At 71.3% G+C, this 24,426-nt stretch carries 27 protein-coding genes; 1 reads left to right on the forward strand and 26 read right to left on the reverse strand.

Translation table 11 applies throughout. From position 1 onward, the window contains the following. Nucleotides 1-26: 26 nt before the first annotated feature. The 21 genes from KHC24_RS18315 to KHC24_RS18415 form a co-directional block, all read right to left on the reverse strand. The gene (locus KHC24_RS18315) at nt 27-518 is read right to left on the reverse strand and encodes a cytochrome c-type biogenesis protein (RefSeq protein ID WP_213364750.1); all 492 of its coding nucleotides are present in this window, start codon (nt 516-518) and stop codon (nt 27-29) included. Continuing rightward, nucleotides 515-2,506, reverse strand: a complete 1,992-nt coding sequence (locus KHC24_RS18320) for a heme lyase CcmF/NrfE family subunit (RefSeq protein WP_213364751.1) — start codon at nt 2,504-2,506, stop codon at nt 515-517. The genes KHC24_RS18315 and KHC24_RS18320 overlap by 4 nt, the downstream gene beginning before the upstream one ends. Further along, the gene (ccmE, locus tag KHC24_RS18325) at nt 2,503-2,982 is read right to left on the reverse strand and encodes a cytochrome c maturation protein CcmE (protein ID WP_213364752.1); all 480 of its coding nucleotides are present in this window, start codon (nt 2,980-2,982) and stop codon (nt 2,503-2,505) included. Before ccmE ends, KHC24_RS18320 begins: the two co-directional genes overlap by 4 nt. Before the next feature lie 4 nt (nt 2,983-2,986). Then, nucleotides 2,987-4,105 (reverse strand): c-type cytochrome biogenesis protein CcmI, encoded by a 1,119-nt coding sequence (ccmI, locus tag KHC24_RS18330; RefSeq protein WP_213364753.1) that lies wholly within the window; start codon nt 4,103-4,105, stop codon nt 2,987-2,989. Between the two features lie 229 nt (nt 4,106-4,334). Then, complete coding sequence (locus KHC24_RS18335) at nt 4,335-4,802, reverse strand: glycine zipper domain-containing protein (protein ID WP_213364754.1); 468 nt, start codon at nt 4,800-4,802, stop codon at nt 4,335-4,337. Between the two features lie 86 nt (nt 4,803-4,888). Further along, entirely contained in the window at nt 4,889-6,274 is a 1,386-nt protein-coding gene (locus KHC24_RS18340; RefSeq protein ID WP_213364755.1) for an ATP-binding protein, read from the reverse strand. After that, nucleotides 6,274-6,945, reverse strand: coding sequence for a response regulator transcription factor (locus KHC24_RS18345; RefSeq protein WP_213364756.1), 672 nt, complete (start codon nt 6,943-6,945; stop codon nt 6,274-6,276). The genes KHC24_RS18340 and KHC24_RS18345 overlap by 1 nt, the downstream gene beginning before the upstream one ends. A gap of 101 nt (nt 6,946-7,046) precedes the next feature. Further along, nucleotides 7,047-7,748 carry a lysozyme gene (locus KHC24_RS18350; protein WP_213364757.1) on the reverse strand — a complete coding sequence of 234 codons (702 nt, stop codon included), beginning with the start codon at nt 7,746-7,748 and terminating at the stop codon, nt 7,047-7,049. 73 nt (nt 7,749-7,821) lie between these two features. Then, complete coding sequence (locus KHC24_RS18355) at nt 7,822-9,213, reverse strand: SGNH/GDSL hydrolase family protein (protein ID WP_213364758.1); 1,392 nt, start codon at nt 9,211-9,213, stop codon at nt 7,822-7,824. Continuing rightward, nucleotides 9,213-10,034, reverse strand: a complete 822-nt coding sequence (locus tag KHC24_RS18360) for a DUF2793 domain-containing protein (protein ID WP_213364759.1) — start codon at nt 10,032-10,034, stop codon at nt 9,213-9,215. Before KHC24_RS18360 ends, KHC24_RS18355 begins: the two co-directional genes overlap by 1 nt. Nucleotides 10,035-10,073: 39 nt before the next feature. Then, a complete protein-coding gene (locus KHC24_RS18365; RefSeq protein ID WP_213364760.1) occupies nt 10,074-13,988 on the reverse strand; it encodes a baseplate multidomain protein megatron in 3,915 nt (1,304 codons plus the stop codon). Nucleotides 13,989-14,314: 326 nt separating this feature from the next. Beyond that, the gene (locus tag KHC24_RS18370; RefSeq protein ID WP_213364761.1) at nt 14,315-14,755 is read right to left on the reverse strand and encodes an NlpC/P60 family protein; all 441 of its coding nucleotides are present in this window, start codon (nt 14,753-14,755) and stop codon (nt 14,315-14,317) included. A 1-nt stretch (nt 14,756) separates the two neighbouring features. Further along, nucleotides 14,757-15,623 carry a DUF2163 domain-containing protein gene (locus KHC24_RS18375; protein WP_213364762.1) on the reverse strand — a complete coding sequence of 289 codons (867 nt, stop codon included), beginning with the start codon at nt 15,621-15,623 and terminating at the stop codon, nt 14,757-14,759. Next, the gene (locus tag KHC24_RS18380) at nt 15,620-16,261 is read right to left on the reverse strand and encodes a DUF2460 domain-containing protein (protein ID WP_213364763.1); all 642 of its coding nucleotides are present in this window, start codon (nt 16,259-16,261) and stop codon (nt 15,620-15,622) included. Before KHC24_RS18380 ends, KHC24_RS18375 begins: the two co-directional genes overlap by 4 nt. A gap of 43 nt (nt 16,262-16,304) precedes the next feature. Then, nucleotides 16,305-16,901, reverse strand: coding sequence for a phage tail tape measure protein (locus tag KHC24_RS18385; protein ID WP_213364764.1), 597 nt, complete (start codon nt 16,899-16,901; stop codon nt 16,305-16,307). Nucleotides 16,902-16,934: 33 nt separating this feature from the next. Then, nucleotides 16,935-17,093, reverse strand: coding sequence for a phage tail assembly chaperone (locus KHC24_RS18390; protein ID WP_213364765.1), 159 nt, complete (start codon nt 17,091-17,093; stop codon nt 16,935-16,937). 50 nt (nt 17,094-17,143) lie between these two features. After that, nucleotides 17,144-17,527: a gene transfer agent family protein gene (locus tag KHC24_RS18395; protein WP_213364766.1), complete on the reverse strand. Its 384-nt coding sequence runs from the start codon at nt 17,525-17,527 to the stop codon at nt 17,144-17,146. Between the two features lie 11 nt (nt 17,528-17,538). Then, nucleotides 17,539-17,946, reverse strand: a complete 408-nt coding sequence (locus tag KHC24_RS18400; protein ID WP_213364767.1) for a phage major tail protein, TP901-1 family — start codon at nt 17,944-17,946, stop codon at nt 17,539-17,541. Between the two features lie 217 nt (nt 17,947-18,163). Next, nucleotides 18,164-18,568 carry a DUF3168 domain-containing protein gene (locus tag KHC24_RS18405; RefSeq protein ID WP_213364768.1) on the reverse strand — a complete coding sequence of 135 codons (405 nt, stop codon included), beginning with the start codon at nt 18,566-18,568 and terminating at the stop codon, nt 18,164-18,166. Nucleotides 18,569-18,671: 103 nt separating this feature from the next. Continuing rightward, entirely contained in the window at nt 18,672-18,992 is a 321-nt protein-coding gene (locus KHC24_RS18410; RefSeq protein WP_213364769.1) for a head-tail adaptor protein, read from the reverse strand. After that, complete coding sequence (locus tag KHC24_RS18415; protein WP_213364770.1) at nt 18,989-19,555, reverse strand: head-tail connector protein; 567 nt, start codon at nt 19,553-19,555, stop codon at nt 18,989-18,991. Before KHC24_RS18415 ends, KHC24_RS18410 begins: the two co-directional genes overlap by 4 nt. A gap of 117 nt (nt 19,556-19,672) precedes the next feature. Between KHC24_RS18415 and KHC24_RS18420 the strand changes: the two genes are divergently transcribed. Continuing rightward, complete coding sequence (locus KHC24_RS18420) at nt 19,673-20,443, forward strand: S1 family peptidase (protein WP_246547131.1); 771 nt, start codon at nt 19,673-19,675, stop codon at nt 20,441-20,443. A gap of 137 nt (nt 20,444-20,580) precedes the next feature. Here KHC24_RS18420 and KHC24_RS18425 read toward each other — a convergent pair whose 3' ends face one another. The 5 genes from KHC24_RS18425 to KHC24_RS18445 all read right to left on the reverse strand — a co-directional run bounded on the left by KHC24_RS18425 (nt 20,581) and on the right by KHC24_RS18445 (nt 24,385). Next, complete coding sequence (locus tag KHC24_RS18425; RefSeq protein WP_213364771.1) at nt 20,581-21,834, reverse strand: phage major capsid protein; 1,254 nt, start codon at nt 21,832-21,834, stop codon at nt 20,581-20,583. A gap of 14 nt (nt 21,835-21,848) precedes the next feature. Further along, nucleotides 21,849-22,439 carry an HK97 family phage prohead protease gene (locus KHC24_RS18430; protein ID WP_213364772.1) on the reverse strand — a complete coding sequence of 197 codons (591 nt, stop codon included), beginning with the start codon at nt 22,437-22,439 and terminating at the stop codon, nt 21,849-21,851. Next, nucleotides 22,436-22,651, reverse strand: a complete 216-nt coding sequence (locus KHC24_RS18435) for a hypothetical protein (RefSeq protein WP_213365229.1) — start codon at nt 22,649-22,651, stop codon at nt 22,436-22,438. Before KHC24_RS18435 ends, KHC24_RS18430 begins: the two co-directional genes overlap by 4 nt. After that, on the reverse strand, nt 22,648-22,848 hold the full coding sequence (locus KHC24_RS18440; protein WP_213364773.1) for a hypothetical protein: 201 nt from the start codon (nt 22,846-22,848) through the stop codon (nt 22,648-22,650). Before KHC24_RS18440 ends, KHC24_RS18435 begins: the two co-directional genes overlap by 4 nt. 385 nt (nt 22,849-23,233) lie before the next feature. Continuing rightward, nucleotides 23,234-24,385, reverse strand: a complete 1,152-nt coding sequence (locus KHC24_RS18445; RefSeq protein ID WP_213364774.1) for a phage portal protein — start codon at nt 24,383-24,385, stop codon at nt 23,234-23,236. Nucleotides 24,386-24,426: the final 41 nt, after the last annotated feature.

The raw sequence follows: 24,426 nt of genomic DNA on the forward strand, positions 1-24,426 counted from the left end.
CGCCTTAACGCAGGCTGGCTGACAGCTTAAACATTTGTAATGCTGTCGTCCGACTTGCTCATCAACTCGTCAAACTTCCGCCGTTCTTCGACAGTCAGCGCGGATACGGCCACCGGCGCGGCGCGACGCCGGCGCGCGCGCAGCCAGATCGCAAGCCCGCCGCCGATCAGGATCAGGAACGGCGCCGTCCACAGGATCGCATTGGCTCCGTGCCAGGTCGGGCGCAACAGCACGAATTCGCCATAGCGGGCGACAAGAAAATCAAGCACCGCCTGGTCGTCGTCTCCGGCGCGTATCCGCTCGCGCACCAGCAGGCGCAGATCCTTGGCAAGCGGCGCGTCGGAATCGTCGATGGACTGGTTCTGGCAGACCATGCAGCGCAGTTCTTTCGAGAGCGTCCGCGCGCGCGCTTCCTGCGCCGGGTCGGCCAGCACCTCGTCCGGCTGCACGGCATGCAGGGGCGTCAGCCCGACGACGAGCAGCGCCAATGCGGCAAGCAGGCTGCGCAGCCGTCTCATTCCGCGGCCACCGGCTTGGGTACCGGTGCCACCTTGCGGGCCGGTTTCGGCGCACCGACGCGCAGCCGCCGGTCGCTCAGCGACAACGTGCCGCCCAGCGCCATGATAAGGGCGCCGATCCAGATCAGCGTCACCAGCGGTTTCCAATAGGCACGGATGGCAAGGCCGCCGCCCGGCAATTCGTCTCCGAGGCTGACATAGAGCTGGCTGAAGCCGAAGGTGCGGATGCCCGCCTCGGTGGTTGGCATGTTGCGGGCGGTGAACAGGCGCTTCGACGATTCGACGCTGCCGACGCTCGCCCCGCCCTGGCGGATGTCGAACACCCCGACCAGTTCGCGATAATTCGGCCCGGTGCGCGGCTCCACGCGGGCCAGCGTCAGCTCGTAGCGTCCGACCGGGAAGCTGTCGCCAACCTTGGCGCCGAGGATCGTCTCGTGGTTCCAGCTGGTCTCGGCGACGATGCCGAACAGGCAGACGCCGACGCCGGCATGCGCCAGCGCCGCTCCCATCGCCGCGCGCGGCAGGCCCTTGAAGCGCGCGAATGCCGTCGCCGCCGGCAGCCGGCCGATGCCGGACCGCTCGGCGATGTCGACCACGGCACCGAGGAACACGAAGGCGGCCAGCCCGATTCCGATCGGCGCCAGCGCCGGCCCGCCGCCCTGCGCATAGGCGGCCACGCCGGCCGCCACCAGCCCGAGCAGGAAGGCGAGCATCAGGCGCTGCGCCGCTCCCGCGAGATCGCCGCGCTTCCAGGCCAGCAGCGGCCCGAACGGCATGGCGAACACCACCGGCAGCATCAACGCCCCGATGGTGAGGTTGAAATAGGGCGGCCCGACGGTGATCTTCGCCCCGGTCGTCGCCTCCAGGGCGAGCGGATAGAGCGTGCCGACGAACACCGCCGCCGCCGCCGCGGTGAGCAGCAGGTTGTTCAGCACCAGCGCCCCCTCGCGGGAGATCGGGGCGAAGATCCCTCCCTGCCTGAGGCTGCTGGCGCGGGCGGCGAACAGCGTCAGCGAGCCGCCGATGAAGATCACCAGAATGGCGAGGATGAACACGCCGCGCGTCGGGTCGGTGGCGAAGGCATGCACCGAGGTCAGCACACCGGAGCGCACCAGAAAGGTGCCGAGCAGCGACAGCGAGAAGGCAAGGATGGCGAGCAGCACCGTCCATACCTTGAGCGCGTCCCGCTTTTCCATGACGACTGCGGAGTGGATCAGCGCCGTGCCGGCAAGCCACGGCATCAGCGAGGCGTTCTCCACCGGGTCCCAGAACCACCAGCCGCCCCAGCCGAGCTCGTAATAGGCCCAGTAGGAACCCATGGCGATGCCCAGCGTCAGGAACGCCCAGGCACCCAGCGCCCAGGGCCGCACCCAGCGCGCCCAGGCGGCGTCGATGCGCCCGTCGATCAGCGCCGCCACCGCGAAGGCGAAGGTCACCGAGAAACCGACATAGCCGAGATAGAGCAGCGGCGGATGGATCGCGAGGCCGATATCTTGCAGCACCGGATTGAGGTCGTTGCCCTCGGCCGGCGCCGGGATGACACGGGCGAACGGATTGGAGGTGAGCAGCAGGAAGGCGATGAAGGCCACGCCGATCGAACCCTGCACGCCGAGCACGTTCGCCTTCAGCCGCGCCGGCAGGTTGCCGCCGAACAGCGCGACGGTGGCACCGAAGATCGCCAACACCAGCGCCCAGAGCAGCATCGAGCCCTCATGGTTGCCCCAGGTTCCGGTGATCCGGTAAAGCAGCGGCTTCAGCGAATGCGAGTTCTCGACGACGTTCAGCACCGAGAAGTCGGAGCGGACATAGGCGCTCACCAGCACCGCGAACGACAGCGCGACGAAGCCGCAAAAGGCCAGCGCCAGCGAAGGCCCCACCCGCATCAGCGCCGCGTCGTTGGCGCGCGCGCCCCAGATCGGCAGCACGGTCTGCAGGATCGCGACGGCGAGCGCCAGCACCAGCGCGTAATGGCCGATCTCGGGGTTCATTGCACGGTGTTCCCTTGGCTCGCCTTGACCGGGGCGCCGTTCGCGCCTTCCTGCCAGACACCCTGCTTCTTGAGCGCGTCGACCACCTCGCGCGGCATGTATTTCTCGTCATGCTTGGCCAGAATGCTGTCGGCGGTGAAGCTCATGGGCCCGGTCAGCTTCCCTTCCGCGATCACCCCCTGCCCCTCGCGGAACAGGTCCGGCAGGATGCCGACATAGGCGACCTCGACATCCGCGCCGCCATCGGTGATGGCGAAGCGCACATGCACGTTATCACTCTTCACCACGCTGCCGTCCTTCACCAGCCCGCCGATTCGCAGCCGCGTGCCGGGAGCTGTGTGCTCCTGCGCGATCTCGCTCGGCGAACGGAAGAACACGATGGTGTCGTTGAGCGCGAACAGCACCAGCCCGGCCGCGATCGTGAGCACGCCCAGCGCGGCGGAAATGAGGACGAGGCGTCGGCCCTTGCGGGTCATGCATTCAACTCCCGAGGCCCAGTTCGCGGGCAAGCGCGTCGATGCGGCCGAGCGCCTGCGTATCGGCGGCGAACTGCACCCGCGCCTTGGCGGCGGCGGCACGTGCCTCGTCGCCCTCGCCGAGCACGTTCCACGCCCGCATCAACCGCAGCCAGCCGTCGAGATCGTTGCCGTTCTCGGCAAGCCGCTGCGACAGCCGGTCGACCATGCCGCGCACCATGGCACCGCGTTCTTCGGCGCTCATCTGCTGGGCGGCCGCGACATCCTGCGCGTTCGGTCCGGGGGCGGTTACGACAGGAGCGCCTACCCGCGCCAGCGCAGTGGCCAGCATCGGCCGCCAGGGAGCGTCTGCCGGTGAATCGGCGGCGAGCGCCGACCACATCGCCGCCGCCTCCTGCGGCCGGCCGTCCTGCTCGGCGGCGAGCCCGAGGAAATAGCGCGCCCGGGGATCGGCAGGGTCGGCCGTCCGCGCCGCCTCGAACGCCACCTTGGCCTCGGCGGTGACAACGCCACCGGATTGCGCCAGCAGCGCCTCGCCGAGCCCGTTCTGCCGCCGGGTATCGGAGCCGTTCAGCCGGATGGCGTTCGTCCAGGCCCGCGCCGCGTCCTCGAAGCGTCCGACCCGCATATAGACCGGCGCAATCACCTCATAGCCGCGGCCATCGTCGGGATTGGCGGTCAGGTGATCCTCGACCCGGCGCACCAGAATGGCGACATCCGCCTGGCCCGGCTGCGCGTCGAGCCGCGCCGCCAGCGGCTGGCCGTCCTGCTGCGGCGATCCGAGCGCGAAATACAGGCCGCCGGCAAAGAGTGGCACGCCGATGAGCGCCACCACCGCCGCCACCCGTCGCCGCCGGTCGCCGCCACTCGCCACCACATCGGCGGCATCGGCCTCGGCGACGCGCAGCATGCGCCGGGCAAGCTCGGTACGCGCCGCCTCGCCCTCGGCGGCACCGATCAGCCCGGCGGCGCGGTCGCGCTCGATCTCGGCCAGTTGGTCGCGATAGACGGCGAGATCGGCCTGCCCGTCGGACACGCCGTCACCCGCGCGGGGACGCAGGGGCCACAGCACCGCCATGATGGCGGCGCCGGTCATCAGGGATATGGCCAGCCACAGCAACATTAGTTTTCCTCTAATGCGCTCAGGTAGCCGACGCAGCGGGCGCCGCCAATCCGTAACAACCTCGGTCCGATCGACGCAGCCTCACAGTCACGCGAGAAATCGGGCCGCGCTCACGCGACTGTGAGGCTACGCACAAGCAAAAACCGCCCGCCGGCATAGGCCAGCGGGCGGCAAGATCGATGGAAATATCCACCAACCCGATCGATCCGGACCGATCGGGGGAGCCCACTCAGCCCGCCACCGGCGCCCAGGTGCCGTCCGGGTTGCGGCAGGCGGTGCCGCGCGCGGTCTGCGGCTGGCCGTCGATATAGATGGTGTGGGTGAATTCGCGGCAACGCGGCGAGGAGCCGCGGGCATAGGTCGGGCCGGGCACGATGGTACCGTAATTGCCGTCCTCGCCACGCCAGCTCACCGGCGCGCCGGGATTGCCATATTCCAGCGCCTGCATCTCGGCCTGCCGCGCGCGCTGACGGTCCTGCTCGTCGAGAGCGCTGCCGATGGCGCCGCCGATCAGGCCGCCGGCCAGCGCGCCGATGGCCGCACCCGCCACATTGCGTCCGGCAATCGCGCCGATCACGCCGCCGGCGAGCGCGCCTGTCGCCGCACCGCCGACCATGTTGGGATTTTCCTGCGTGGCGGTGCAGCCTGCAAGCGTGGCGCCGATCAGCGCAACGGCAACGAATTGAGTAACGCGCATCAAGAATCCCTTCCGAAAATTCCCCAGACCAGAGCGGTGCGGCGCAGATGGCGTGAGGATTTGGGCAAAACCGCGGCTTTCGCGCTTCATGCGGCCGGCAACCGTACCACGCAGCGTAAACCGCCGAACGGCGATCGGTCGAGCGCGAGCGAGCCGCCATAGAGCCCGACCAGCTCCGACACGATGGAGAGACCCAGCCCCGAGCCCGGCTGTGTTTCGTCGAGGCGGCGCCCGCGCTTCATGGCTTCGCCGCGCTGCGCCTCGGTGAGGCCGGGGCCGTCGTCGTCGATGACGATCTCAAAGACGGCTCGTCGTCCCGGCCCCTCGACCGCCGGACCAACGCTCACCTCCACCAGGGTGCGGGCCCATTTGCAGCCATTGTCGACGAGATTGCCGATAATCTCCTCGAGATCCTGCCGCTCGCCGCGGAAGCGCGCGCCTCCGGCGATCTCGGTCTCCACATCGATGCCGCGGCGGCGGTAGACCTTGCCGAGCGAGGCCGCCAGCTTCTCGACCACCGGCCCCACCTCCTCCACCGTGGTGACGACCTGGGCGCGGGCGGCTATGCGCGCACGTTCCAGATGATGCGCCACCTGGCCCTTCATCACCTCGGCCTGCTCCTGCACCTTGGTGGCAAGCACCGAATCGGGCGTGCCGGCCAGCATCCGCCCGGCTTCGTTCTGCAGCACCGAGATCGGGGTTTTCAGCGCATGGGCGAGGTTGCCGACATGGGTGCGCGCACGCTCGACGATCTCGCGATTGGTGTCGATGAGCGCGTTCATCTCCGCCACCACCGGTGCTACTTCGACGGGATAGTCGCCCTCCAGCCGTTCGGCGCGCCCCTCGCGCACGGCGGCGAGCGCGGTCAGCATCCGTTTGAGCGGCCGCAGTCCGAACAGCACCTGGAACGCCACCGTCATCAGGAAGACGAGGCCGAGCACCGCCAGCGTGACGATCAGCGCGGTATCGAATCCCTCGACCTCATCGTCGATCTCGCCGGCGTCGGCGGCAACCGCGATGGCGTAGCGCCCGTCCTCGCCGAGATCGACCACTCGTTCGACGATGCGCAGCCGCTGGGCGGCCGGCCCCTTGGCATAGTCCTCGCGCAGGCCGGTGAGGTCGGCTCCGGTGCCCTTGTCGACCAGCAGTGGCAGCGTGCCCTCGGGCATGGAGCGCGAGGTTTTCACCTCCTTGGCCGTGCGGTCGAGGCGGGTGATCTGCCAGTACCAGCCGGAAAGCGGAAACGAGAAGATCGGGTCGCCGAGCGTCGTCGGCTCCGGCATCTGGCCGGCGGTCGAATTGGCGACGTCGGCGACAATGGTTTTCAGATAGACGTCGAGCCGCCGGTCGAAGGCCCGCTCCACCGCCTGCTGATAGGCGGTGGACAGCACGAAGCCGGTCACGGCGAGCACCGCCACGATCACCAGCGTGGCGGAGACGAACAGCCGGAGCGCCAGCGAGCGCGAGCGCATCAGCGCGGCGGGTCCGGCATTGCGAGCAGGTAGCCGAGCCCGCGCACGGTCTGGATCACGTCGATGCCGAGCTTCTTGCGCAGCCGGCCGACAAAGACCTCGATGGTGTTGGAATCGCGGTCGAAATCCTGGTCGTAGAGATGCTCGACCAGCTCGGTGCGCGACACCACCCGCCCGGCATGGTGCATGAGATAGGCGAGCAGCCGGTATTCGTGTGAGGTGAGCTTCACCGCTCGCCCGTCCACCGTCACCCGGCCCGAGCGGGTGTCGAGCATCACCGGTCCGCAGGTCAGCTCGCTGGCGGCATGGCCGGCGGCGCGGCGCAGCAGCGCGCGGATGCGGGCGAGCACCTCCTCCATGTGGAAGGGCTTGGCCACGTAGTCGTCGGCGCCGGCATCGAAGCCCTGCACCTTGTCGCTCCAGCGGTCGCGGGCGGTGAGCACCAGCACCGGCATCTTCTTGCCGTCGCGCCGCCAGGCCTCCAGCACCGAGAGCCCGTCCATCTTCGGCAGGCCGATGTCGAGCACCACCGCGTCATAGGGCTCGCTCTCGCCGAGAAAGTGCCCCTCCTCGCCGTCATGCGCGCGGTCGACCGCATAGCCGGCATCGGTCAGCGCCTCGGTGAGCTGGCGGTTGAGATCGGGATCGTCTTCGACGACGAGCAGACGCACGGGCAGGCCCTTTCACACGACGAATCGCCGCGCGCCGTTGCGGGCGCGCGGCTCGTGCGAGGGAGCATGCCATTGCGGCATCCGCTTGTCAGGCGAGCGGATCAGGCGAGCCCCGCATCCTCGCGGGCGCGACGCAGGGCGCCATGGAGCGCGAAGGCGACACCGAGCACGGTCAGCGCGACGAAGGCGTGCTTGGCGATCTGCGACACCTCGGTGAAGGGCGATAGCTGCTGCGCCGCTTCCGCCACCGCCGCCCCGACGGTGCCGAACGTCGCGGCGAGCGCTCCCTTGCCAGCAGTCGTTGCGGTCGCCGCCGCCTTGGCAGCCGGCTCGACATAGTTGGAGGCGACGAACGCGCCCCTGGCCCACAGCCCCGCCTCCGCGGCGCGGCGATTGGCGAGGCCGGCAAGCACCCGGCCGCCCGCCTTGTTCCATTTGGCGAGTTCACCCGGCACCGCGGCATGGTTGCCGGCGTTCAGCTTGTTGAGCAGCGTCGAGCCGAGGAAATTGCCCGGCCCGACATTGAAGCAGAACGAGACCAGCGCGGCGAACTGGTTGTCGGTGAGCCGCACCGTCACCGCCGCCTCGACCGCCGCCTCATACTGGGCGAGGTCGGCGCGCAGCATCGCCTCGGCCTGCGCCTCGGAGATCTTCAGCCCCCGTTTGACCGCCGGCGGCCCGGCGGCGTCGGTATGGCCGTAGCCGATGGTCCAGACGCCCACCGGGTCCTTATAGGCCGTGAGCCTCCTGCCCTCCCACTGCTTGATGAGGGCGAGGCCCGCCTCGTTCACGTTGCGCGGCATGGCGATCTCCTGATGCACCGGCACAAAAAAGCCGCCCGAAGGGCGGCGGCGAACCAACGACAGGCCGAGGCGGTCAGGCGAGCTGCGACACGTCGATCGCCCCGGACGCCGCCACCGCCAGGTTGGCGAAGCGCGTCGGATGGATGCCGTCGGCGGTGTAGGTGCCGGCGGCGCCGTCCACCTTCCATTTGCCGGAGTTGCGGCTGCTCTCCAGCACGTCGGCGACGTCGAACACGCCGTGGAGCGGATGCCCGGTTTCGCCGGCCCGCACCGCGCCGGCCGTGCCGATCGCCACCGGCACGCCGGCGAGGATCGGCGCCTGGTCGCGCAGCCAGTCGTTCAGCTGCTCGCGCACCCCGTCGCCGGAGATCGAGAAGTTGGTCCGCGCCGTCTGGTTCGCCAGCGTCGCCCAGCTGTCGGTCGAATTGGTCTCCGGCGTGATCGTGGTCTGGAACAGGCGGGAACCGGACCGCGCGATCTGGCCGCCACGTTCCCACAGCGCCAGCATGTTGGCCTTTGTCGCCTCGAGGCCCGCGCCGCCGGCAATGCTGTTCACCCCGTGCTCGAAGATGATGTTCTTCACATAATGGGCGAGCGACAGACGCTTGGTGCAGCTCTTGAGAATGGTCTCGATATCGTCGCCGGCCATGGCGCCGCTGATATAGGCATGGGTGCCGGACACCGCGCGGCCGATCAGCCCGAAGCCGCCGTCGCTGGCATCGGCAGCGGCGTAGGAATCGCCGGTGCCCTCGACGATGCTGTCGCCGATCCCCAGCACGCCGCCATGGGTCGTGCGGGCGATGATGCCGATCGGCCAGGTGCCGACCGAGCGCGTGGCGGGATCGGGCGTGCCGAAGCGCCGCGTCAGGTCGCCGACGCGGGCGGTGGAACCGGTCGAGCCTTCCGCCGCATAGTCGTTCTGGCGAAAATTGGCGTGGATGTAGCCGGTCGAGCTGAACAGGGCGATGCGTATCTTGATCTCGGTTCCGGCCGGCAGGCTGATCGGCAGGAAGTCGGTGCAGATCTCGCCTCCGGCATCCATGAAGCCTTGCGACGCCCCGTTGAACGACATCAGCACCAGCGTGCCGGCGGGATATTCGATCGACACCGAAACCGCCGTCTGCGCCTGGACTGCGGTCTCGAACTTGTCGCCGTTGCGCATGGCGAACCAGTTGGGGAGGCGCACCGCGAGCTCGGTCACGTCGGCGCGCAGGGTGTGGCGGTTGCGGGTGAACACGCTGATGCCGCCGTCCGAGGCCTGCGCGGTGGCGATGCGGCAATTGGTGGCGACCTGGCCGTAATACTCGCCGCCGCCACGCAGCGGATAGGTGGCGGCATTGGCCGGCAGCGCCCCGGAGAGACTGCGGATCGAGGCCAGCGAATGCCGCCCCCAATAGCCGTCCACGTCATGCCCGACGAGATGGGTGAGCGCGCGCTGCGGCGCGAGTTCGATTTCGCCCGACATCAGCTGACCTTTCCTGAAAGTTGCGAATGGGAATCGTCCGGCGATCGGCCGGCGAGAAGGAAGACGCCCTCGGGCTGGCGGCCGGCGAGCAGCACGCGGCCGGTCGAGGGCTCGGGGGCGGGGCCGCCGGGCGCGGTGAGCACCAGCGTGCTCAGGGCAAGGCGCACCCGGCCGCCGGTGAAGACACCGCCGATGGCAGAGACGGTGACCGGCGTATCGGCATAGAAGGCCTGCGGGCCGATGACGCCGATATTGGTGGAGCCGATCGCCCCGCCGAGCCCGTCGCCGAACTTGCCCGCCTCGCCGGTGATCCCGATGCGACAGGCGCTGGCGCCGGTGATGGCGACGAGAATGCGGCTGGCCACGCCGAGGCAGATCGCCCGGTCGGGGATGACGAGCGCGGTCGTCACCGAAGCGCCGGCAAGGTCGATCTCGGTCTCGTCCACCCGCAGCGCCACCCCGGCACCGGAGGGCGAGAAGGCCAGCGCGTCGCGCCAGCCGGTGCCGTCGAAGCCGACGCTGCGCCCCTCGGCGACGACATGCGCCCGCCATCCGGCACGGGGGGACAGGAACCGCCAGCCGGCGCCGTCATGCAGCGCCACCGTCCCGCCCCGCCCGATCCAGTCGCCGCCGGCGCCGGCGGCGACGATGTGACGGTCGCCGGGGGACGGCGCCGAAGGCGGCGCGGTGCGCGTGCGGTCGATCACCGCCAGTTGCACCGCGGCATCCAGCAGCAGCAGGGCCTCGTTGTGGGTCACGTGCTTCTGCGCCTGCGCCGCCGCGAGCAGCGGCAGCGCGAGCAACGGTGTCGTCTCGCTCATGATTGTCTCGTGCTGTTGTGGCGATCAGGCCGGCGGATCTCAGGTGGCGAGCCGCGCCAGGAGCGGCGTTCCCGCCCCGACGCTGGCGGAGAGCTGCGCGATGCGCAGGTCGAGGAAGCTCTGGGCGGCACCGAAATCGGCGATCTCCTCCGCCGCTGGATAAATGAAGGCCGGGAGCGAAACCGCCACCGTCCGCACCACGGTGGTGCCGTCCAGTACCTCGACCCGATAGGCTTCGGAGGCTTCGCCGAGCGGCACCTCCACGACGTCCCAGTTGTCGCCCTGCTGCCGGGTGCGGCGGATCCAGCCGATCTCGACCCCCGCCGCCGTCCGCCGCGCCCGCGCATGCACCGGGGCAAGCGGCGTCAGCGCCCGGCCGGAGACGGTGGCGTCCAGCTGCGCGACGGCGGGGTCGCCATGGTCGCGGTCGGCCCGCCCGGCCCGCAGCGTCAGCGCCCGGCCGACCAGCTCGGTACCCTCGGCCACCCCGGCGAGGTTGCGGTCGAGCCGCACGAACAGCGTGCCGGCCGGCCATTCCATCGCCGCCCGCGCCTCGGTGCCGCCCTGCCCGCGCAGAAGCCCGCCAAGCGACCACAGCCGCGTGCCGACCAGTTCGGCCTCGGTGAACTGGATCACCTCGACGGCGCCGTCGGGGGCCATCAGCGCCGCCAGATTGGCGCCGTTCAGCACCGCCTCCTCGCTTGCCGCCGCCAGCAGTCCGCCATGCAGTTCGACCGTCAGCGGCGAACTGCGCTGCCACAGCCAGGGCGCCCCCGGCGCCAGCGGCTCGGTCAGCCGCCCCATCACCGAGGGCGCCGGCAGCGTCGCCACCCGCTCGAAGCTCGCCCCGTCGACGCCGCGCCACACCGCCAGCGCTCCCGGCCAGGGCGAGACGAAGCCGGCGAGCCAGACGAGCGTCGGCGTCGCCTCGCTCGCGGAAGGCAGCGCCGGCAGAGCGAGCACCGCCATCTCCGGCGGCCCGGCCGCCGCCGGCAGCGCCACGCCCGTCTCGCGCGGCTCGCGCACCGCCAGCGCGAACACGCCGGGATCGATGCTGCGGCCGGTCACCTCCCGCGCTTCGGTGTCGTCGATCTGCACGATCTCGACCAGCCGCCGCCGGCCGTCGCGGGTCACGCCGACCACGTCGCCGGGTTCCAGTGCCAGCGTCGAGGGCGGCAGGGCGAAGCGCACGCTCTCGCGTCCCGCCCACACGTCCTGCAGCCACATTTCGGCGAGGCCGGAGACCAGCCCGTCATGCGTCGCCATGGCGACATCGAGGCTGGTCTCGACCCGCGCCGCCCCGGCGAGCCGGCGCGAGGCCCCGGTGGAACGCCGGTAATCCGCCATCACATCGACAAAGCCGATGGCCACCGATAGCGGCAGCTCGCTTTCCGAGCCGCGGGTGAAGCTTGGGACCGGCCGACCCTCGTCGCCGAGGAAATCCTCGTCGGTCAGCTCCGCCTTCACCCGCCCGCCGCGCGGGCGCAACGCCATGCCGTCGCCATTCTCGGTCAGGTCGAAGCCGAACACACGGGCGAGCGGCTCCAGCGCCGCGCGGGCGCTCATCGGCCGGTCGACGACATAGCCATCGACCACTCCGCGCAGTTGCGAGGCGTCGAGCCCCGCCACCCCGGCATCGGCGGCGATTGCCGCGCAGGTCTCCGCAAGAGGCGCTGCGCCCAGCCGCCCGGTCAGCCAGTGGCCTGTCAGCCAGTTCGCCCCATCCGCCCACACATCGGTGGCGAGCGGAAACGCCGGGAACGGCCGCGCGTCCCAGGTCCAGGCATAGAGGCCGCCCGCCTCGATCATCCGCCCGCCCGGCAGGCCGGCGGCGACCGGATTGACCGCATCGGCGGCGAAGGCGTCGAACGAGGCTTCGAGATGCCGGCGCTGGATCAGGTCGTCGCGCCGGCCGCTGGAGAACGGCGGCAGGCCGTTTTCCACCGATTTCGGGTCGGGAAACACGCTCGGCCGGTTCGCGCCCTTGTCGACCGCCGCGCAGCCGATCTCGGTGAGCCGCACCGGCTTCGATCCCGGCACATAGGCGGTCGGGCTCGGGAGCCGCACCCCGCCGACGCGCTCGTGATGGGCACTGGCCCACCAGGCGGCGATGTCTTTCTGGCGGAACACCCAGGGTTCGCCATAGGCACCGTCGGTGATCGGCAGCCGGGTCTGGCTCGCCCGCCCCGCCTCGTCGGCATAGTACCAGTCGAAGCCCTCGCCGCCGGCGACATTGGCGGCGAGATAGGCGGTCTCGTAGCCGCTCTCATATTCCGCGGCGTCGAGATGCGCATTGCCGTCGCGCCAGTCGGCGAGCGGCGCGTACCAGTCGATGCCGATGAAATCGATCGCCGGCGCTGCCCACAGCGGATCAAGCGGAAACCGCACCTCGGCCCCGCCCTCCAGCGCATGCGAACCGTATTCCGTCCAGTCGGCGGCATAGGAGACCAGCGTGCCCGCCCCCACCACCGCCTTCACCTCACCGGCCAGCGCCGCATAGGCGTTCGCCGCCGGATAGAGGCCGGAGCCGGCGCGCACCCGCGTCAGCGCCGCCATTTCCGAGCCGATCAGGATCGCCTCCACCCCGCCGGCCAGCACGCTGAGCTTGGCATAGTGCAGCGCCATGCGGTTGAGGCCCCATTCGACCGGGCCGGAATAGCTGACCTCGCCGCCGGCAATCGCGAAATGCGCCGCCGCCGCGCTGCCGAACAGCGCCGCCACCTGCGTCCCTGCCGTCGCGGTGCCGTCCGGCGAGCCGGGCCGCCCCGGCGCCGGATCGCAGCTGATGCGCCCGCGCCAGGGAAAGCCGGGCTGGTCGGCATTGCCGCTCCACGGGTCGGGCCGACCATTGCCGGCCGGCACGTCCATCATGATGAACGGGTAGAGCGTCACCTTGAGCCCGCGCGCCTTCAGCGCCTGGATGGCGCGCACCACGCTGCGGTCGGAGGGCGTGCCGCCATAGGCCGGACGCCCCTCATGCGAGCTGACCAGATGCGCATCGGCCCGCACGCGGCCGGCCACCCGCCACGCTTCGGTCGTCGTGCCGGCCTTGACGGTCTTGTCCCGCCGCTCGACGCCGGGATGCACCTCGCAGTGGCCCGCCCGCAGGTCGGTGCCGAACCACGACACCACCAGCGCCACCCGCTCGAGATTGGGACAGCAGGCGAGCAGCCGGTCGAGCGACGCCTCGAAATCGCTGTCGGCGACGGTGACATGGCGGTTCTCCGCCGCATAGGCGCCCGGACCTCGCGCCTGCACCAGCTCCGTGGTGTCGTAGCCGAATTCGGTGGCGGCGGGGATCATCGTCACCGCCTTGAGGCGCGGCTCCAGCGCCCCGACCGCCCGCTCCACCTCGACGGAGAGCTGCGGCAGCCGGTTGCCGAAATCGGCCAGCGGCAGCCGCTCGAAGACGAGATAAGCGAGCCCGCGATAGGCCGGCGCGCTCTCGCCGTGCAGCGCCGCGATCAGCGGGTCGGGCATCTGCTGCTCGCCGCCGAGATAGGTGCGGACGTTCAACCCCTGCAGGTCCAGCTCGCGGCCATCGGCCCAGACCCGGCCGATCCAGCTCACCGGTCCCTCGCTGAGCCCGACGGCGAAGCTGGCATAGTAGGTATAGGTCGTGGTGGTGCTGCTGCCGCCGCCGAGCGAGGATCCCTTGCCGCCTGCCGAGGTGGTTTCGGTCGAGACCACCTCCTCGACATCCGCCGCCCAGATCAGCTGCGCCGAAAGCCGCGCGCGGCCATAGAGCCGCGGCATCGGCGCCCCGTCGACCGAGGTCATGACGTCGAGATCGGCGAGGCGCGGGCCTTCCACCGAGCGGCCGGGTGTGAGCAGCGCCCGGTCGATCACCGCGCCGCCGAGCGCGCCGATGGCGCGGCCGGCAATGGCGCCGAGCGGCCCGAACAGCGAGCCGCCCAGCGCCGCCCCCGCGCCGCCGAGAATAAGTGTCGCCATGAGAGGATTCCATTTGGGATCAAAGGGGTGGCACGGCGCCGATGCACGCGGCGAGGGCACCCGCCCGGCTCGCGCGAAGCCAAATGCAGCCGTCGTCCCGGCCGCGGCGAAGCGGAGAGCCGGGATCGCTCTCCGCTGTATGCGCGATCCCGGATCGGCCTGCGGTCGTCCGGGATGACGGCTTCCGGCCCCTTCCTTTCCTCTCCCCATTGGGGAGCGGTGGCCCGCGAAGCGGGTCGGTGAGGGGAGACAACATTGGGAAGCGTCGAGCCTCCCTTACCCCACCCCATCCCCACGGGGAGAAGGGGCAGGTCGTTCCAGCCTCCTCACTCCGCTCCCGGAAAGGCGAAGGCGAACGCCAGCCGGCGCCGCCACCAGGGCGCGAAGGCCACCTCCGCCACCGCCGCGCCGTCATGGGCGTGCACCATGCGGTCCGGCGTCACCAGGATCGCCGCATGCTTGGCCGGCAGATGCGCTCGCCAGCGGAACAGCAGCACGTCGCCCGGCCGCACGGCCTCCAGCGCCACCGGCACGAGATGCCGGAAGCCGGCCCCGGCCAGTTGCTCGGCCCGCTTGGCCTCCGCCCAGTCCGGCGCATAGGCCGGCAGCGTCTCGGGCTCGGCGCCGATCGCCGCCCGCCACACCCCGCGCACCAGGCCGAGGCAGTCGGCCCCCGCGCCCTTGCACGAGGCGCGGTGAAGATAGGGCGTGCCGATCCACGCGCGGGCTTCCTCGATCACCCGCGCCCGCAATTCCATGCCGCTCATGTCAGCTGCCCCCCGGCCGCGCGATGCGCACCACCGCGTCATTGCCGGGCATATGCGGCATGCCGCGGAAGTTCGTCGCGTTGGAAAAACGGTCGCGACAGGTCGAGAGCCGCTTGTCGCAGCCGGCGGTGACGGTAAAGGCCTCACCCGCCGCCAGAGGCTCCGGCGGCCGCTGCCACAGCTCGATCCGCACCGCGCCGCCAGTCTTTCCGTGCGTCTTCACCTCGGTGGCGAAGCCCTGATTGGCGCCACCGGTGAAGGCGAGCCGCCCCTGGGTGAACCGGCCCGCCGCGAAGCCGTCGAGCCCGTCCGCGCGGAACAGCCCGGCGCCCTCCACCACCGCCACCACTCCCTCGCCGCGCAAGCCCGGCGCCGCGAGATCGACCCGGCAGCGCGCATCGCCGAGATCGGCATCGCAGCTCCGCGTGAACAGCCGCCCGCGCACCTGCCCGAGCGCATCGGACAGCGCCCGCAATTCGGCGACGAACACCCCGTTCTCGCGCCGCACCTCGCCGAGATGGCCCCGCCGCAGCCGGAGGAAGCTGGCCGGGTTCGACCAGTCGACCAGCAACAGCTCCACCGCCGCGCCGTCATAGAGCCCGGCCGCGAGATCCCGCTCGTCGAGCTGGTCGGCGGCCAACGCCCCCGTGAGTTCGCCGCCGGCGGCGGAAAATCCCAGCGCCGCCGGGTTCTCGCTGCCGCCGACGCCGGCCGCCGCCAGGAACAGCGTGCCATCCACCGTCAGGTCGCCATCGTGCTCGGTCAGCCCCAGCACCGCGCCGTCGCGGCGGGTGAGCCGCCAGCAACGCGCCAGCGTCGTCGCGCCGGTGGCCAGCGCGGCGGAAAATTCCGTCGGCAGCGTCCTCATGGCCGTATCTCCAAAATCGGGATGCGCGGGATCTGCCCGGCCTCGAAGGCGGTGAGGTTCACCTCGAGAAAGTCGGTGTCGAAGCGCACCGGCACGTCGAACTGAAAACCCGCCGTCACCGCCGCTCCCGCCCCCGGCACATGGCCGGCGAAGAAGGTGACGGTGCCGAGCGTGGCATCGAGCGCGTAATGCGTCCCCTCGGCCCGCTCGGCGCCGTCCACCGCCACCCGCACCGTGCCGCCGACCGGCTTGGCGATCGGCCGCGCATAGGGCGCATGCGCGCCGCCATAGGTCTTGGTGAGCGCGAACTGCGCCTGCGTGCCGGTGCCGGTGCCGAGCGCCTGGTCGAGCGGCCCGGGCGCCGTACCCGGCGCGGCCGAGGAATGATCCAGCCGGTCGCGCCAGCGAAAGCCGGTGAGCCGCCCGCGCCGCTCCTCGAAGAAGGCGACCACGCTGGCGAGCTGGACCAGCGAGGTGACGCCGTAGCCGGCGTCCCAGCGCCGCCGCGAATGGGCGAGGCGGGTATTGCGTTCCTCGCGGCCGGTCAGGGTGGTGACGATCTCGGTCGCCCGCTCCGGCCCGCCCGCCGCGCCGAGCGCGATGTCGAGCGGGAACAGCACCTCGTGGAAGGCGGCCATGATCGAGCCTTTCGTTGCAAATGCGGGAGAGTGGCGAAGGGCGTCAGGCGCTGCGCTCGCCGCGCGCCACCGCGCGGCTTACCAGCCCGGCGAGATAGGCCTCCGAGCGCCGGAACGAGCCGGCATCGGGCGTCGAGACGTTGACGGTAACGTTCACCGCCCGCCCGCCGCCACCGGCGGCGACGCCGAGCCGGCCGTCCGCCCCGCGCGCCAGCGGCAGGATCGCCTCGGCGCCCGCCTCGCCCATCAGTCCGGTGCGCCCGCCGGCGAGCGGGAAATAGGTCGGGCTCGCCACCACCCCGCCGGAGGCGAACGGCACCACCCGGCCGCCCTCGAAGGCGCCGCCCTTCGCGAAGCCGAGCGCGCCGCCGAACAGCCCCTGCACCAGGCTGGCAAAGCCCTGCTCCACCGGCCGCAGGGCCATGTCGAGCGCCAGCGAGGACAGCCGCAGCCCGAGCGCGCGGATCACGTCGTCGGCCTCCTTGCCCTTCACCGCCGCGCCGGTGAGCGCATCGCCCACCGCCCGGCCGAAGCCGCGCGCCAGCCGCTCGGCATCGGAGAGTTCACGGCGGAAAGCGGTGGTGTCGGCGGAAATCTCGACAGTGAGGCTCTCCGCCGCGAAGGTGTCGTTCTCGGTCATGTCGGCTCCGTCGGATCGGTAGGGACGTCGGGTTCAATCGGGAAACCGCGCCATCAGCCCGGCGAGGCCGGCGCGATCGAGCGGCAGGCGTGCGGGACCGGCGAGCGCGCGCATGGCGGCGGCGAGCTCGCGCGGGGTCAGCGCCCAGAAATCGCGCGCGGCAAGCCGCAGCCGGCCGAAGCCGAAGGCCATGGCATCGGCCCAGGGAAAGGCCGCGACGGGCCGCGGACCATCGGCCGCGCTCAGTCCCGCCGCGGCACCCGAGGGTCCGGCGGCGGCTCCGTCGCCGGCCGGCCGTCGTCCGGCACGCCGCCGAAGGTGGCGGCGATCAGCTCGCCGACGATGCGGGCGAAGCCGGTGGCCCCGCCGGGGGTGGTCATGTCGGCCACCTCCTCGATGCTGACCGACTCGCCGGCGCCGTTGAGCCCGGCGGCGATGATGCGCACGGCATCGCGGGCGGAGAGCCGCCCGGCACCGAAGCGCTCGGCCAGCGCGACGAGGTCCTGCGCCCCGAAGGCATCCTCCAGCTCGGCCAGCGCGCCGAGGGTCAGCACCAGCCGGCGCCGGCGCCCGTCGAGTTCGGCGGCGATCTCGCCGCGATGCCGGTTGATCGCGAAAACGCTCATCCGCCCGCTCCTCACAGCGCGACGAAGGCGAGTTCGCCGGCGCTCTCCAGCGCGATGTCGAAAGTCACCTCGCGGTCGTGCTCGGCGGCGATCTCCAGCGAGGAGATCTGGAACGGCCCGGTAACGGTGCCGAAATCCGGCACCAGCAGCTGGGCGTTCTGCACCGCGCCGTCGAAGAAGCTCTGGCGGATCAGCGCATCGGAGGCGGCGTCCTTGAACACGCCGGAGCCGGAGACGGACGCCCGCTTCACCCCCGCCCCGGCAAGCAGCTCGCGCCAGCGCCCGGCGCTCTCGGCATGGGTGACGTCGACCGTCTCGGTGTTGAAGGCGATCTGCCGCGAGCGCAGCCCGGCGACCGTCACATAGGCCGAGCCGTCATGGATCTTCAAAAGCAGGTCCTTGCCCTTTTGCGCGGCCATGGCCGTCTCCTGTTCTGGTAGTGAGGGACCGTTAACCGCCCTGCGGTAACCTTGAGTCAGTATCGGCAGCCAGCGACCGGCGCCGGCGGCACCTTCATCTTCTGAATCAACATAAGGAAATGCCGCTAAGCGACTTCATCTTCCGATTCAGGATGAGGGTATCTTCCTGAATCGCAGCCGACTCTTGCTCGGCTTTCCCGAAGTCGAACGAACATCTTCAATTCGGTTCCGTCACCGCGCGAAACCGGACGATGGCGCGATAGGTGCGCCCGCCGGATTCCCGCCGGATCTCGGCGCCGGTGTGGCGCAGATTGATCAGCCGCCCCTCGGCGAGCGGCAGCGCCGCGTCGTGCAGCGCCTCCTGCACCAGCGCCGCGATGCGGTGTGCCTCGCCATGCCCGCCCTGGCGCGACCAGACATGCAGCGTCAGCCGATGCTCCTCGCCGCGTTCGGTGGCGGTGGACCAGTCGAGCACCTGCGCCTCGCCCAGCGTCACATAGGGAAAGTCCGGCGATGCCGGCGGCACGTCGTGGATGCGCCCACCGCCCAGCGCGGCGGTCAGCGGTGCGTCGGCGAGCAGTGCCTGGTAGAGCGCGGCCCGCAAGGCCGTCGCCGCGCTCATCGCCCCGCCTCCCGCCCGATGGCGGCTTCGCGGCGGGCCGCCCGACGGCGCAAGGCGGCGATCAGCCGGGCGAGCGCGCCCGGCTTCAATGTCGATGCGAAATTCATGGTGTCTCCTCCCGGCAGCGGCAGGCGAGCCGCCGTCCGCGCCCATCCGGATCGCTCACCGTCTCGACCAGCAGCACCCGCGCGCCGAGCCGCAGCCGGTCGCCCGGCTTCACCGCCGCCGGCGCGCGCAGCGTCACCCGATGCGTCAGCACCGCGCCGGGCCGGTCGGCGATCTCGGCGGGCGCCGCCTCGCTGCGGATCGCGCCCCACAACTGGTCCACCGCCACGAAGACGACCCCGGCGCCGCCGAGCCCGTCGGGCGTGGCCACCGGCGTCTCATGGATCAGCCGGTGGCGCAGCGCACCTACCGCGCTCACAGCCGCGTCACCCGATAGGGCGCGACCAGCGCGCCGAGCGCGGCGGGGAAGCCGCCAGCTGTGCCGGTCTCGTCGCGATGCTCGTAGAAATGCGCCAGCACCAGCCGCACCGCCTCGATCAGCGGCGCCGGCACGTCGGCGGCGTCTGGCCCGTGCCCGGCGGTGATGTCGAGCGCGATGCCGGCCAGCGGCCGCAGCGGCGCCGGCACCGCCGGGCGGTGGACGCGGATCAGCCCCGGCAGCCGCGCGGTATCGATGAGGAAGCCGGCGAGCGGCACCGCCACCTCGTCGCCATCGCCATCGATCAATGACACCGCGTCGAGCGAGCGCAGCGGCGAGATCGGCAGCGGGACCAGCCCGCTCGCCGGCCAGGCATCGCGCACCAGCCGCCAGCTCTGGTCGATCAGCGCCCGGCGGGTCAGCGTCTCGACCGTGGCGCGCGCGGCAACGATCATCGAGGTGATCAGCGCGTCCTCGGCGTCGTGGTCGACGCGCAGGAATTCCTTCGCCTCGGCCAGCGTAAGCGGTTCGCTCGCGGGTCCCGCGAGCAGCAAAGCGGGCATCGGCCCCTCCCCTGATGTGCTGAAACGGCACGGCGACGAGGCGAGGGCGTCGCGCCGCCGCCTTGACGCCGGCCGGCCCGGACGGCAGAACCGCGCCACCCCTGCCGAGGAAGCCCGATGCGCGCCGTCCGCATGTGCCTGAAGCGTCCCGTCCCAAAGCGTGCCCTTGGGCTCCGCCTCGCCCTCGCGGCAGTGCTGGCCGGCGTTGCCGCGCCGGCCTCCGCCATCGTCGGCGGTCGTCCGGCGGACGAGGCGACCAAGGCGCAGACCGCGCTGATCGTCTCGACGCGCGGCGCCTCCTGCACCGGCGTGGTGATTTCCCCGCAGGTCCTGCTCACCGCCGCCCATTGCGTGCAGCCGGCGGCGAACTATGCGGCGGTGGCGTTCGAGGCCTCCGGCCCGCGCCTCATCGAGGTCAGCCGGGTCGCGCTGCACCCGCGGTTCGACCCGGCCTCGTTCGAAACCCGCCGGCCGACGCCGGACCTCGCTTTGGTGAGGCTGTCAGCGCCGCTGCCGGCGAGTTTCCGCCCGGCGCGGCTGTCCGACGAGCCGGCGCTGCCGGCCCGCCGCACCGCCTTCACCCTCGCCGGCTACGGCGTGGTGAAGGATGGCGACGGCAAGTCGGCCGGCACGCTGCGCGTGGTCAGCCTGCCGAGCATCGGCACCACCGGCGGCATCATGATCCGCCTGTCGGACGGGGCGAGCAAAGGCGGCTGCACCGGCGACAGCGGCGGCCCGGTCTTCCTCGACGGCACCGTCGCCGGCATCATCGGCTGGTCGACGGCGGCCGGCGGCGCCCGCGGCTGCGGCGGCGTCACCGGGGCGACGCTGGTCGGTCCCCAGCGCGCCTGGATCGACGCCACCGCCCGCGCCCTGGAGGCGAACTAGGCGCGGGGAATGAGGGCGAACGGCCCGTACCCGCCCGTGCCCCATACCCCCATGCCCCGCAGACATCAGCGGCCTTTCCTTCCCTCTCCCCATTGGGGAGAGAGGGCAGCTTCCACTGGTGTTCGTCCCGGCCCCTTTTACGACGCCGCGAACTTCAGCAGCTTGATGGCGTCGAAGTCCTGCACGCCGCCGCCGACGCGCTTGGTGGTGTAGAACAGCACATAGGGCTTGGCGGAATACGGGTCGCGCAGCACCCGCACCCCGGCGCGGTCGACCACCAGATAGCCACGGCGGAAATCACCGAACGCCACCGAGAGGCTGCCGGCGCCAATATTCGGCATGTCCTCCGCCTCATGGACCGGGAAGCCCAGCAGGCTCGGCGGCTGGCCGGGGCCGGTCGGCGGCGCCCACAGATACTGGCCGTTCTCGTCCTTGAGCTTGCGCACCGCGCCTTGCGTGCGCCGGCTCATCACGAAGCTGCCGTTCTGGCGGTAGCCGGCCTTCAGCGCGTAGACGAGGTCGACCAGCGGATCCGACGGATTGGCGCTCGGGAAGTCGCCCGCCGCGCCGGTGGCGATGAAGCCGAGCGAGCCCCACGCCCAGGCGCTCTCGGCCACGCTCGTATAGCTCAGGAAGCCCTTCGGCTTGCCCACGCCGTCGCCGGCGATGAAGGCGGTGCCCTCCTGGCTGGCGAAGGCGGCCTCCACCTCGATGGCGAGCCATTCGTCGATGTTGACCGCCGCGTCGTCGAGCAGCGTCTGCGTCGCCGCCGGCATGGCATAGAGCTCCATCGCCGGGAAGCTCAGCTCGTCCAGCACCGGGCTGGCGGTCTGGGCGCGGGCGGCGGTCTCCGCCACCCAGCCGACCGCCGGGCCGGAGGTCATGAACGGCTTCTTGTAGGTGCCGGCCGAGATGGTGCGCACATCGGCGATGGCGCGGATCGGGGAAAGCGCCGCCAGCCGCTTGCCGATCTCGCGCTCGGTCTCGCTCGGCACGACATAGCCGCCATCGGCGGCGACGCCGGCCGACATCGCCTTGGCCTCGATGCGCTTGAGGCCGGCGGCCTCGCCATGGCGCACATAGGCGTCGAAGGCGGCCTTGTGCTCGCGCGCCGCGAGGTCGGTGACCAGGTCGGCGCGGCCCGAAAGCCCCGGCCGGCGCGCCTTGAGCACCAGCTCGTCGATCAGCGTCTTCTGGCTGTCGAGCGCGGCATTGATGCGCTCGACCTTGTCATGGGTCACCGCATCGACGCCGCGCCGCTCCAGTTCGCCGAGCCGCTGGTCGTTGGCGTCCTTGAACGCCTCGAAGGCGCCCATGAACTCCTCGAAGGCGGCGCTCACTTCCGGGCCGCCCGCCGATTTCACTTCGAGGCCGTCATTCTGGTTCTGCATGAAGGATCATCCTTTCAGGGGAGAGAGGGGGCCGGCGCGCCAATGGCGCCGAGCGCGCGCAGACGCCGGGCGCCGCGGCGGATGGTGGCGGCGAGTGGCGAGCGGCAGGCCGCCACACGCTTAACCGCGTCGATCCGGGCGTCGGGCTGCATGGGAAAGGTGACGATCGACACCTCCCACAGATCGATGCGGGTGAGGCGGCGCACCCGCGAGCGCGGATCGGTGCGGCCTTCCACGGCGCGAAAGCCGATGGAGAGCCCGTCGATCGCCCCGGCGCGCATCAGCGCCAGCACCTCGCGGGCCCGGGCGACGTCCGGCATCAGCCGGCCGCGCACGAACAGCCCGGTGGCATCCTCGCGCAGCTCGGTCCAGATGCCGATCGGCTCGGCGGGATCGTGCTGGAACAGCATGCGCACGCCGCCGGCGCCGCGCTCGGCCAGCGAACGGGCGAAGGCGCCGCGCACGATCAGGTCGCGGCCGAGATCGACCCGGGCGAACAGGGCGGCATAGCCCTCGAAGCGGCCATCGGCCTCGATCTCGGCCAGCGCCGGGCCGGCCTTCACCTCGATGGCCGGGCCGGCGGACGGAACACGGGCATGGATCATGCGCTCGCGCCTCCCTGGCCGGCCTTGCCGCGCTTCTTGCCGGGCCTGCCGGCAGGTGCGGCGGCAGGCGTGCCGACATGGGCGGCGCGGTCGAGCTTGCCGAGGGTGCGGCCGAAATCGCGGAACACTTTCGGCGCGTCGCCGGCGCGGGTCGGCGCCGGCAGCCGTGGCCGTCCGGGCAGGAAGGCCCGTATGCGGGGGGTGACCTTCATTCGTCGTCTCCGAACGTGGCGTTGATTTTGGCGTTGAAGCGCGCGATCTCGCGCACGAAGTCGTCGAAGCGCCGCACACTGGCAGCGAGCTCGCGCAGGGCGACATAGGCAAAGGCGGAGGCGCCGAGCGCCCAGGCGAGCAGCGCCAGATGCGCGAGATCGCCCCGCGCCACGAAGGCGTCGATGAGCTTGTCCATGGGCGGTCTCGTCTGGGAGGCGCAGCGCCTCGTTCACGCAACGCAGCCGCGAGCGCCGCCGTACACAGGCGCGCGGCGCCGGGTTAAGCTCGGCCTCGCCACCCGCGAAGAGCAGGGCCATGTCGAGCGTGTTCGAAATGTTCGTGCGGTCGGCGCGCGTGAGCCGATCGCCTGCGTCTATGACGGCCATGCCCGCCAGCTCTGCGTGCATGTGGTCGCGCGAGGAAATGCGCAGTGGCCCTCCTTCCCTCTCCCCGTCGGGGAGAGGTGGCCCGCGTAGCGGGTCGGTGAGGGGAGAGCCATTGGGAAGCCTCGAAGACCCCTCACCCCAACCCTCTCCCCGACGGGGAGAGGGAGCCGGTCGCTCCGGTAGGCTCCCTACCCCTTACCCCTCGCCATACCCCACGGCCGCGCGTTTCTCGTCATCGGTGAGGAAGCCGGCCTCGCCGACCCGGCGCCACAGCGCCTCTCGCTCAGCGCTCAGCGCCTCGATGGCGTCGAGGTCCGGCACCAGTTCCAGCACCGCCTCCCCGAAGCCGGGCGCCAGCCAGCGCGCCAGCCCCTCGCCGATGCGCCGCGCCATCGGCAGCACCGCCTGGCGCCAGAACACCCGGTTGGCCTCGGAATAATTGGCGTAGGTGGCGTCGCCGGGGATACCGAGCAGCATCGGCGGCACCCCGAAGGCCAGCGCGATCTCCCGTGCCGCGGCGTTGCGCGCCTCGAGGAAGTCCATCTCCTTCGGCGACAGCGACAGCGGCCGCCAGTCGAGCCCGCCTTCCAGCAGCAATGGCCGCCCGGCATTGGCGGCGCCGGAGAAATTGCTCTCCAGCTCCTCCTTCAGCCGGTCGAACTGCTCGTCGGAGAGGTTGCCCGCCCCGCCATAGACCAGCGCGCCGGAAGGCCGCGCCGCATTGTCGAGCAGCGCCTTGTTCCAGGCACCGGCGGCATTGTGCAGGTCGAGCGCGGTCTGCGCCGCCTCCAAAGGCGGGGTGCCGTAATGGTCGTCGAGCGGGTTGAACAGAGCGAGGTGCAGGATCGGCGGCAAAACCCCATCCTGCAGGAAGCGCAGCGTGCGCCCGCCCACCGTGTAGTCATAGGCGTCGGCCCAGCCATCGGCGCCGGGCACCACCTTCATGCGGTCGGGGCGCAGCACATGCAGCTCGCGCACCCGCCCGTCGAGGCTCACCGCCTCGACATAGGCGTTGCCGGCAAGCAGCAGATGCCCCGCCACCGCCTCGATGAAGCCGCCGCCGGTGGCCCGCGCATTCGGCCGGGCGATGAGGTCGAGCAGCGGATGCTCGGCATGCTCCTGCGCGCCCTCCATCAGCGAGAAGCGCACCTGCGCCGCACCCTCGGCGATCATCCGCACGCAGCGATGGGCGACGGCGTTGCGCAGATAGCCCTCCCCGGCCAGCGCCGCATAGTCGCGCGGCGTCCAGCGCGGCCGCCCGGCGGAGATGAGCGCCACCAGCGGCGCCGCGCGGGAGGCCTTGACGTCCGGCGGCGCGGGGGCGCGGGAGAAAAAGGGCAGCTTCATGGGAGGGTTCCTGTCGTGAAGCGTCAGCGCCGCCGGCCGGC

This window comes from Ancylobacter defluvii, from assembly GCF_018390605.1.
Classification (GTDB): Bacteria; Pseudomonadota; Alphaproteobacteria; order Rhizobiales; family Xanthobacteraceae; genus Ancylobacter; species Ancylobacter defluvii.

What these genes read in the sequence shown, in the direction of transcription:
- KHC24_RS18315 (WP_213364750.1), bottom strand. Translation starts at nt 518, where the DNA reads ATGAGACGGCTGCGCAGCCTGCTTGCCGCATTGGCGCTGCTCGTCGTC.
- KHC24_RS18320 (WP_213364751.1), bottom strand. Translation starts at nt 2,506, where the DNA reads ATGAACCCCGAGATCGGCCATTACGCGCTGGTGCTGGCGCTCGCCGTC.
- ccmE (WP_213364752.1), bottom strand. Translation starts at nt 2,982, where the DNA reads ATGACCCGCAAGGGCCGACGCCTCGTCCTCATTTCCGCCGCGCTGGGC.
- ccmI (WP_213364753.1), bottom strand. Translation starts at nt 4,105, where the DNA reads ATGTTGCTGTGGCTGGCCATATCCCTGATGACCGGCGCCGCCATCATG.
- KHC24_RS18335 (WP_213364754.1), bottom strand. Translation starts at nt 4,802, where the DNA reads ATGCGCGTTACTCAATTCGTTGCCGTTGCGCTGATCGGCGCCACGCTT.
- KHC24_RS18340 (WP_213364755.1), bottom strand. Translation starts at nt 6,274, where the DNA reads ATGCGCTCGCGCTCGCTGGCGCTCCGGCTGTTCGTCTCCGCCACGCTG.
- KHC24_RS18350 (WP_213364757.1), bottom strand. Translation starts at nt 7,748, where the DNA reads ATGCCGCGCAACGTGAACGAGGCGGGCCTCGCCCTCATCAAGCAGTGG.
- KHC24_RS18355 (WP_213364758.1), bottom strand. Translation starts at nt 9,213, where the DNA reads ATGTCGGGCGAAATCGAACTCGCGCCGCAGCGCGCGCTCACCCATCTC.
- KHC24_RS18360 (WP_213364759.1), bottom strand. Translation starts at nt 10,034, where the DNA reads ATGAGCGAGACGACACCGTTGCTCGCGCTGCCGCTGCTCGCGGCGGCG.
- KHC24_RS18365 (WP_213364760.1), bottom strand. Translation starts at nt 13,988, where the DNA reads ATGGCGACACTTATTCTCGGCGGCGCGGGGGCGGCGCTGGGCGGCTCG.
- KHC24_RS18370 (WP_213364761.1), bottom strand. Translation starts at nt 14,755, where the DNA reads ATGAGCGGCATGGAATTGCGGGCGCGGGTGATCGAGGAAGCCCGCGCG.
- KHC24_RS18375 (WP_213364762.1), bottom strand. Translation starts at nt 15,623, where the DNA reads ATGAGGACGCTGCCGACGGAATTTTCCGCCGCGCTGGCCACCGGCGCG.
- KHC24_RS18380 (WP_213364763.1), bottom strand. Translation starts at nt 16,261, where the DNA reads ATGGCCGCCTTCCACGAGGTGCTGTTCCCGCTCGACATCGCGCTCGGC.
- KHC24_RS18385 (WP_213364764.1), bottom strand. Translation starts at nt 16,901, where the DNA reads ATGACCGAGAACGACACCTTCGCGGCGGAGAGCCTCACTGTCGAGATT.
- KHC24_RS18390 (WP_213364765.1), bottom strand. Translation starts at nt 17,093, where the DNA reads ATGGCCTTCGGCTTCGGCCGGCTGCGGCTTGCCGCGCGCGATTTCTGG.
- KHC24_RS18395 (WP_213364766.1), bottom strand. Translation starts at nt 17,527, where the DNA reads ATGAGCGTTTTCGCGATCAACCGGCATCGCGGCGAGATCGCCGCCGAA.
- KHC24_RS18400 (WP_213364767.1), bottom strand. Translation starts at nt 17,946, where the DNA reads ATGGCCGCGCAAAAGGGCAAGGACCTGCTTTTGAAGATCCATGACGGC.
- KHC24_RS18405 (WP_213364768.1), bottom strand. Translation starts at nt 18,568, where the DNA reads ATGAGCGCGGCGACGGCCTTGCGGGCCGCGCTCTACCAGGCACTGCTC.
- KHC24_RS18415 (WP_213364770.1), bottom strand. Translation starts at nt 19,555, where the DNA reads ATGCCCGCTTTGCTGCTCGCGGGACCCGCGAGCGAACCGCTTACGCTG.
- KHC24_RS18420 (WP_246547131.1), top strand. Translation starts at nt 19,673, where the DNA reads ATGCGCGCCGTCCGCATGTGCCTGAAGCGTCCCGTCCCAAAGCGTGCC.
- KHC24_RS18425 (WP_213364771.1), bottom strand. Translation starts at nt 21,834, where the DNA reads ATGCAGAACCAGAATGACGGCCTCGAAGTGAAATCGGCGGGCGGCCCG.
- KHC24_RS18430 (WP_213364772.1), bottom strand. Translation starts at nt 22,439, where the DNA reads ATGATCCATGCCCGTGTTCCGTCCGCCGGCCCGGCCATCGAGGTGAAG.
- KHC24_RS18435 (WP_213365229.1), bottom strand. Translation starts at nt 22,651, where the DNA reads ATGAAGGTCACCCCCCGCATACGGGCCTTCCTGCCCGGACGGCCACGG.
- KHC24_RS18440 (WP_213364773.1), bottom strand. Translation starts at nt 22,848, where the DNA reads ATGGACAAGCTCATCGACGCCTTCGTGGCGCGGGGCGATCTCGCGCAT.
- KHC24_RS18445 (WP_213364774.1), bottom strand. Translation starts at nt 24,385, where the DNA reads ATGAAGCTGCCCTTTTTCTCCCGCGCCCCCGCGCCGCCGGACGTCAAG.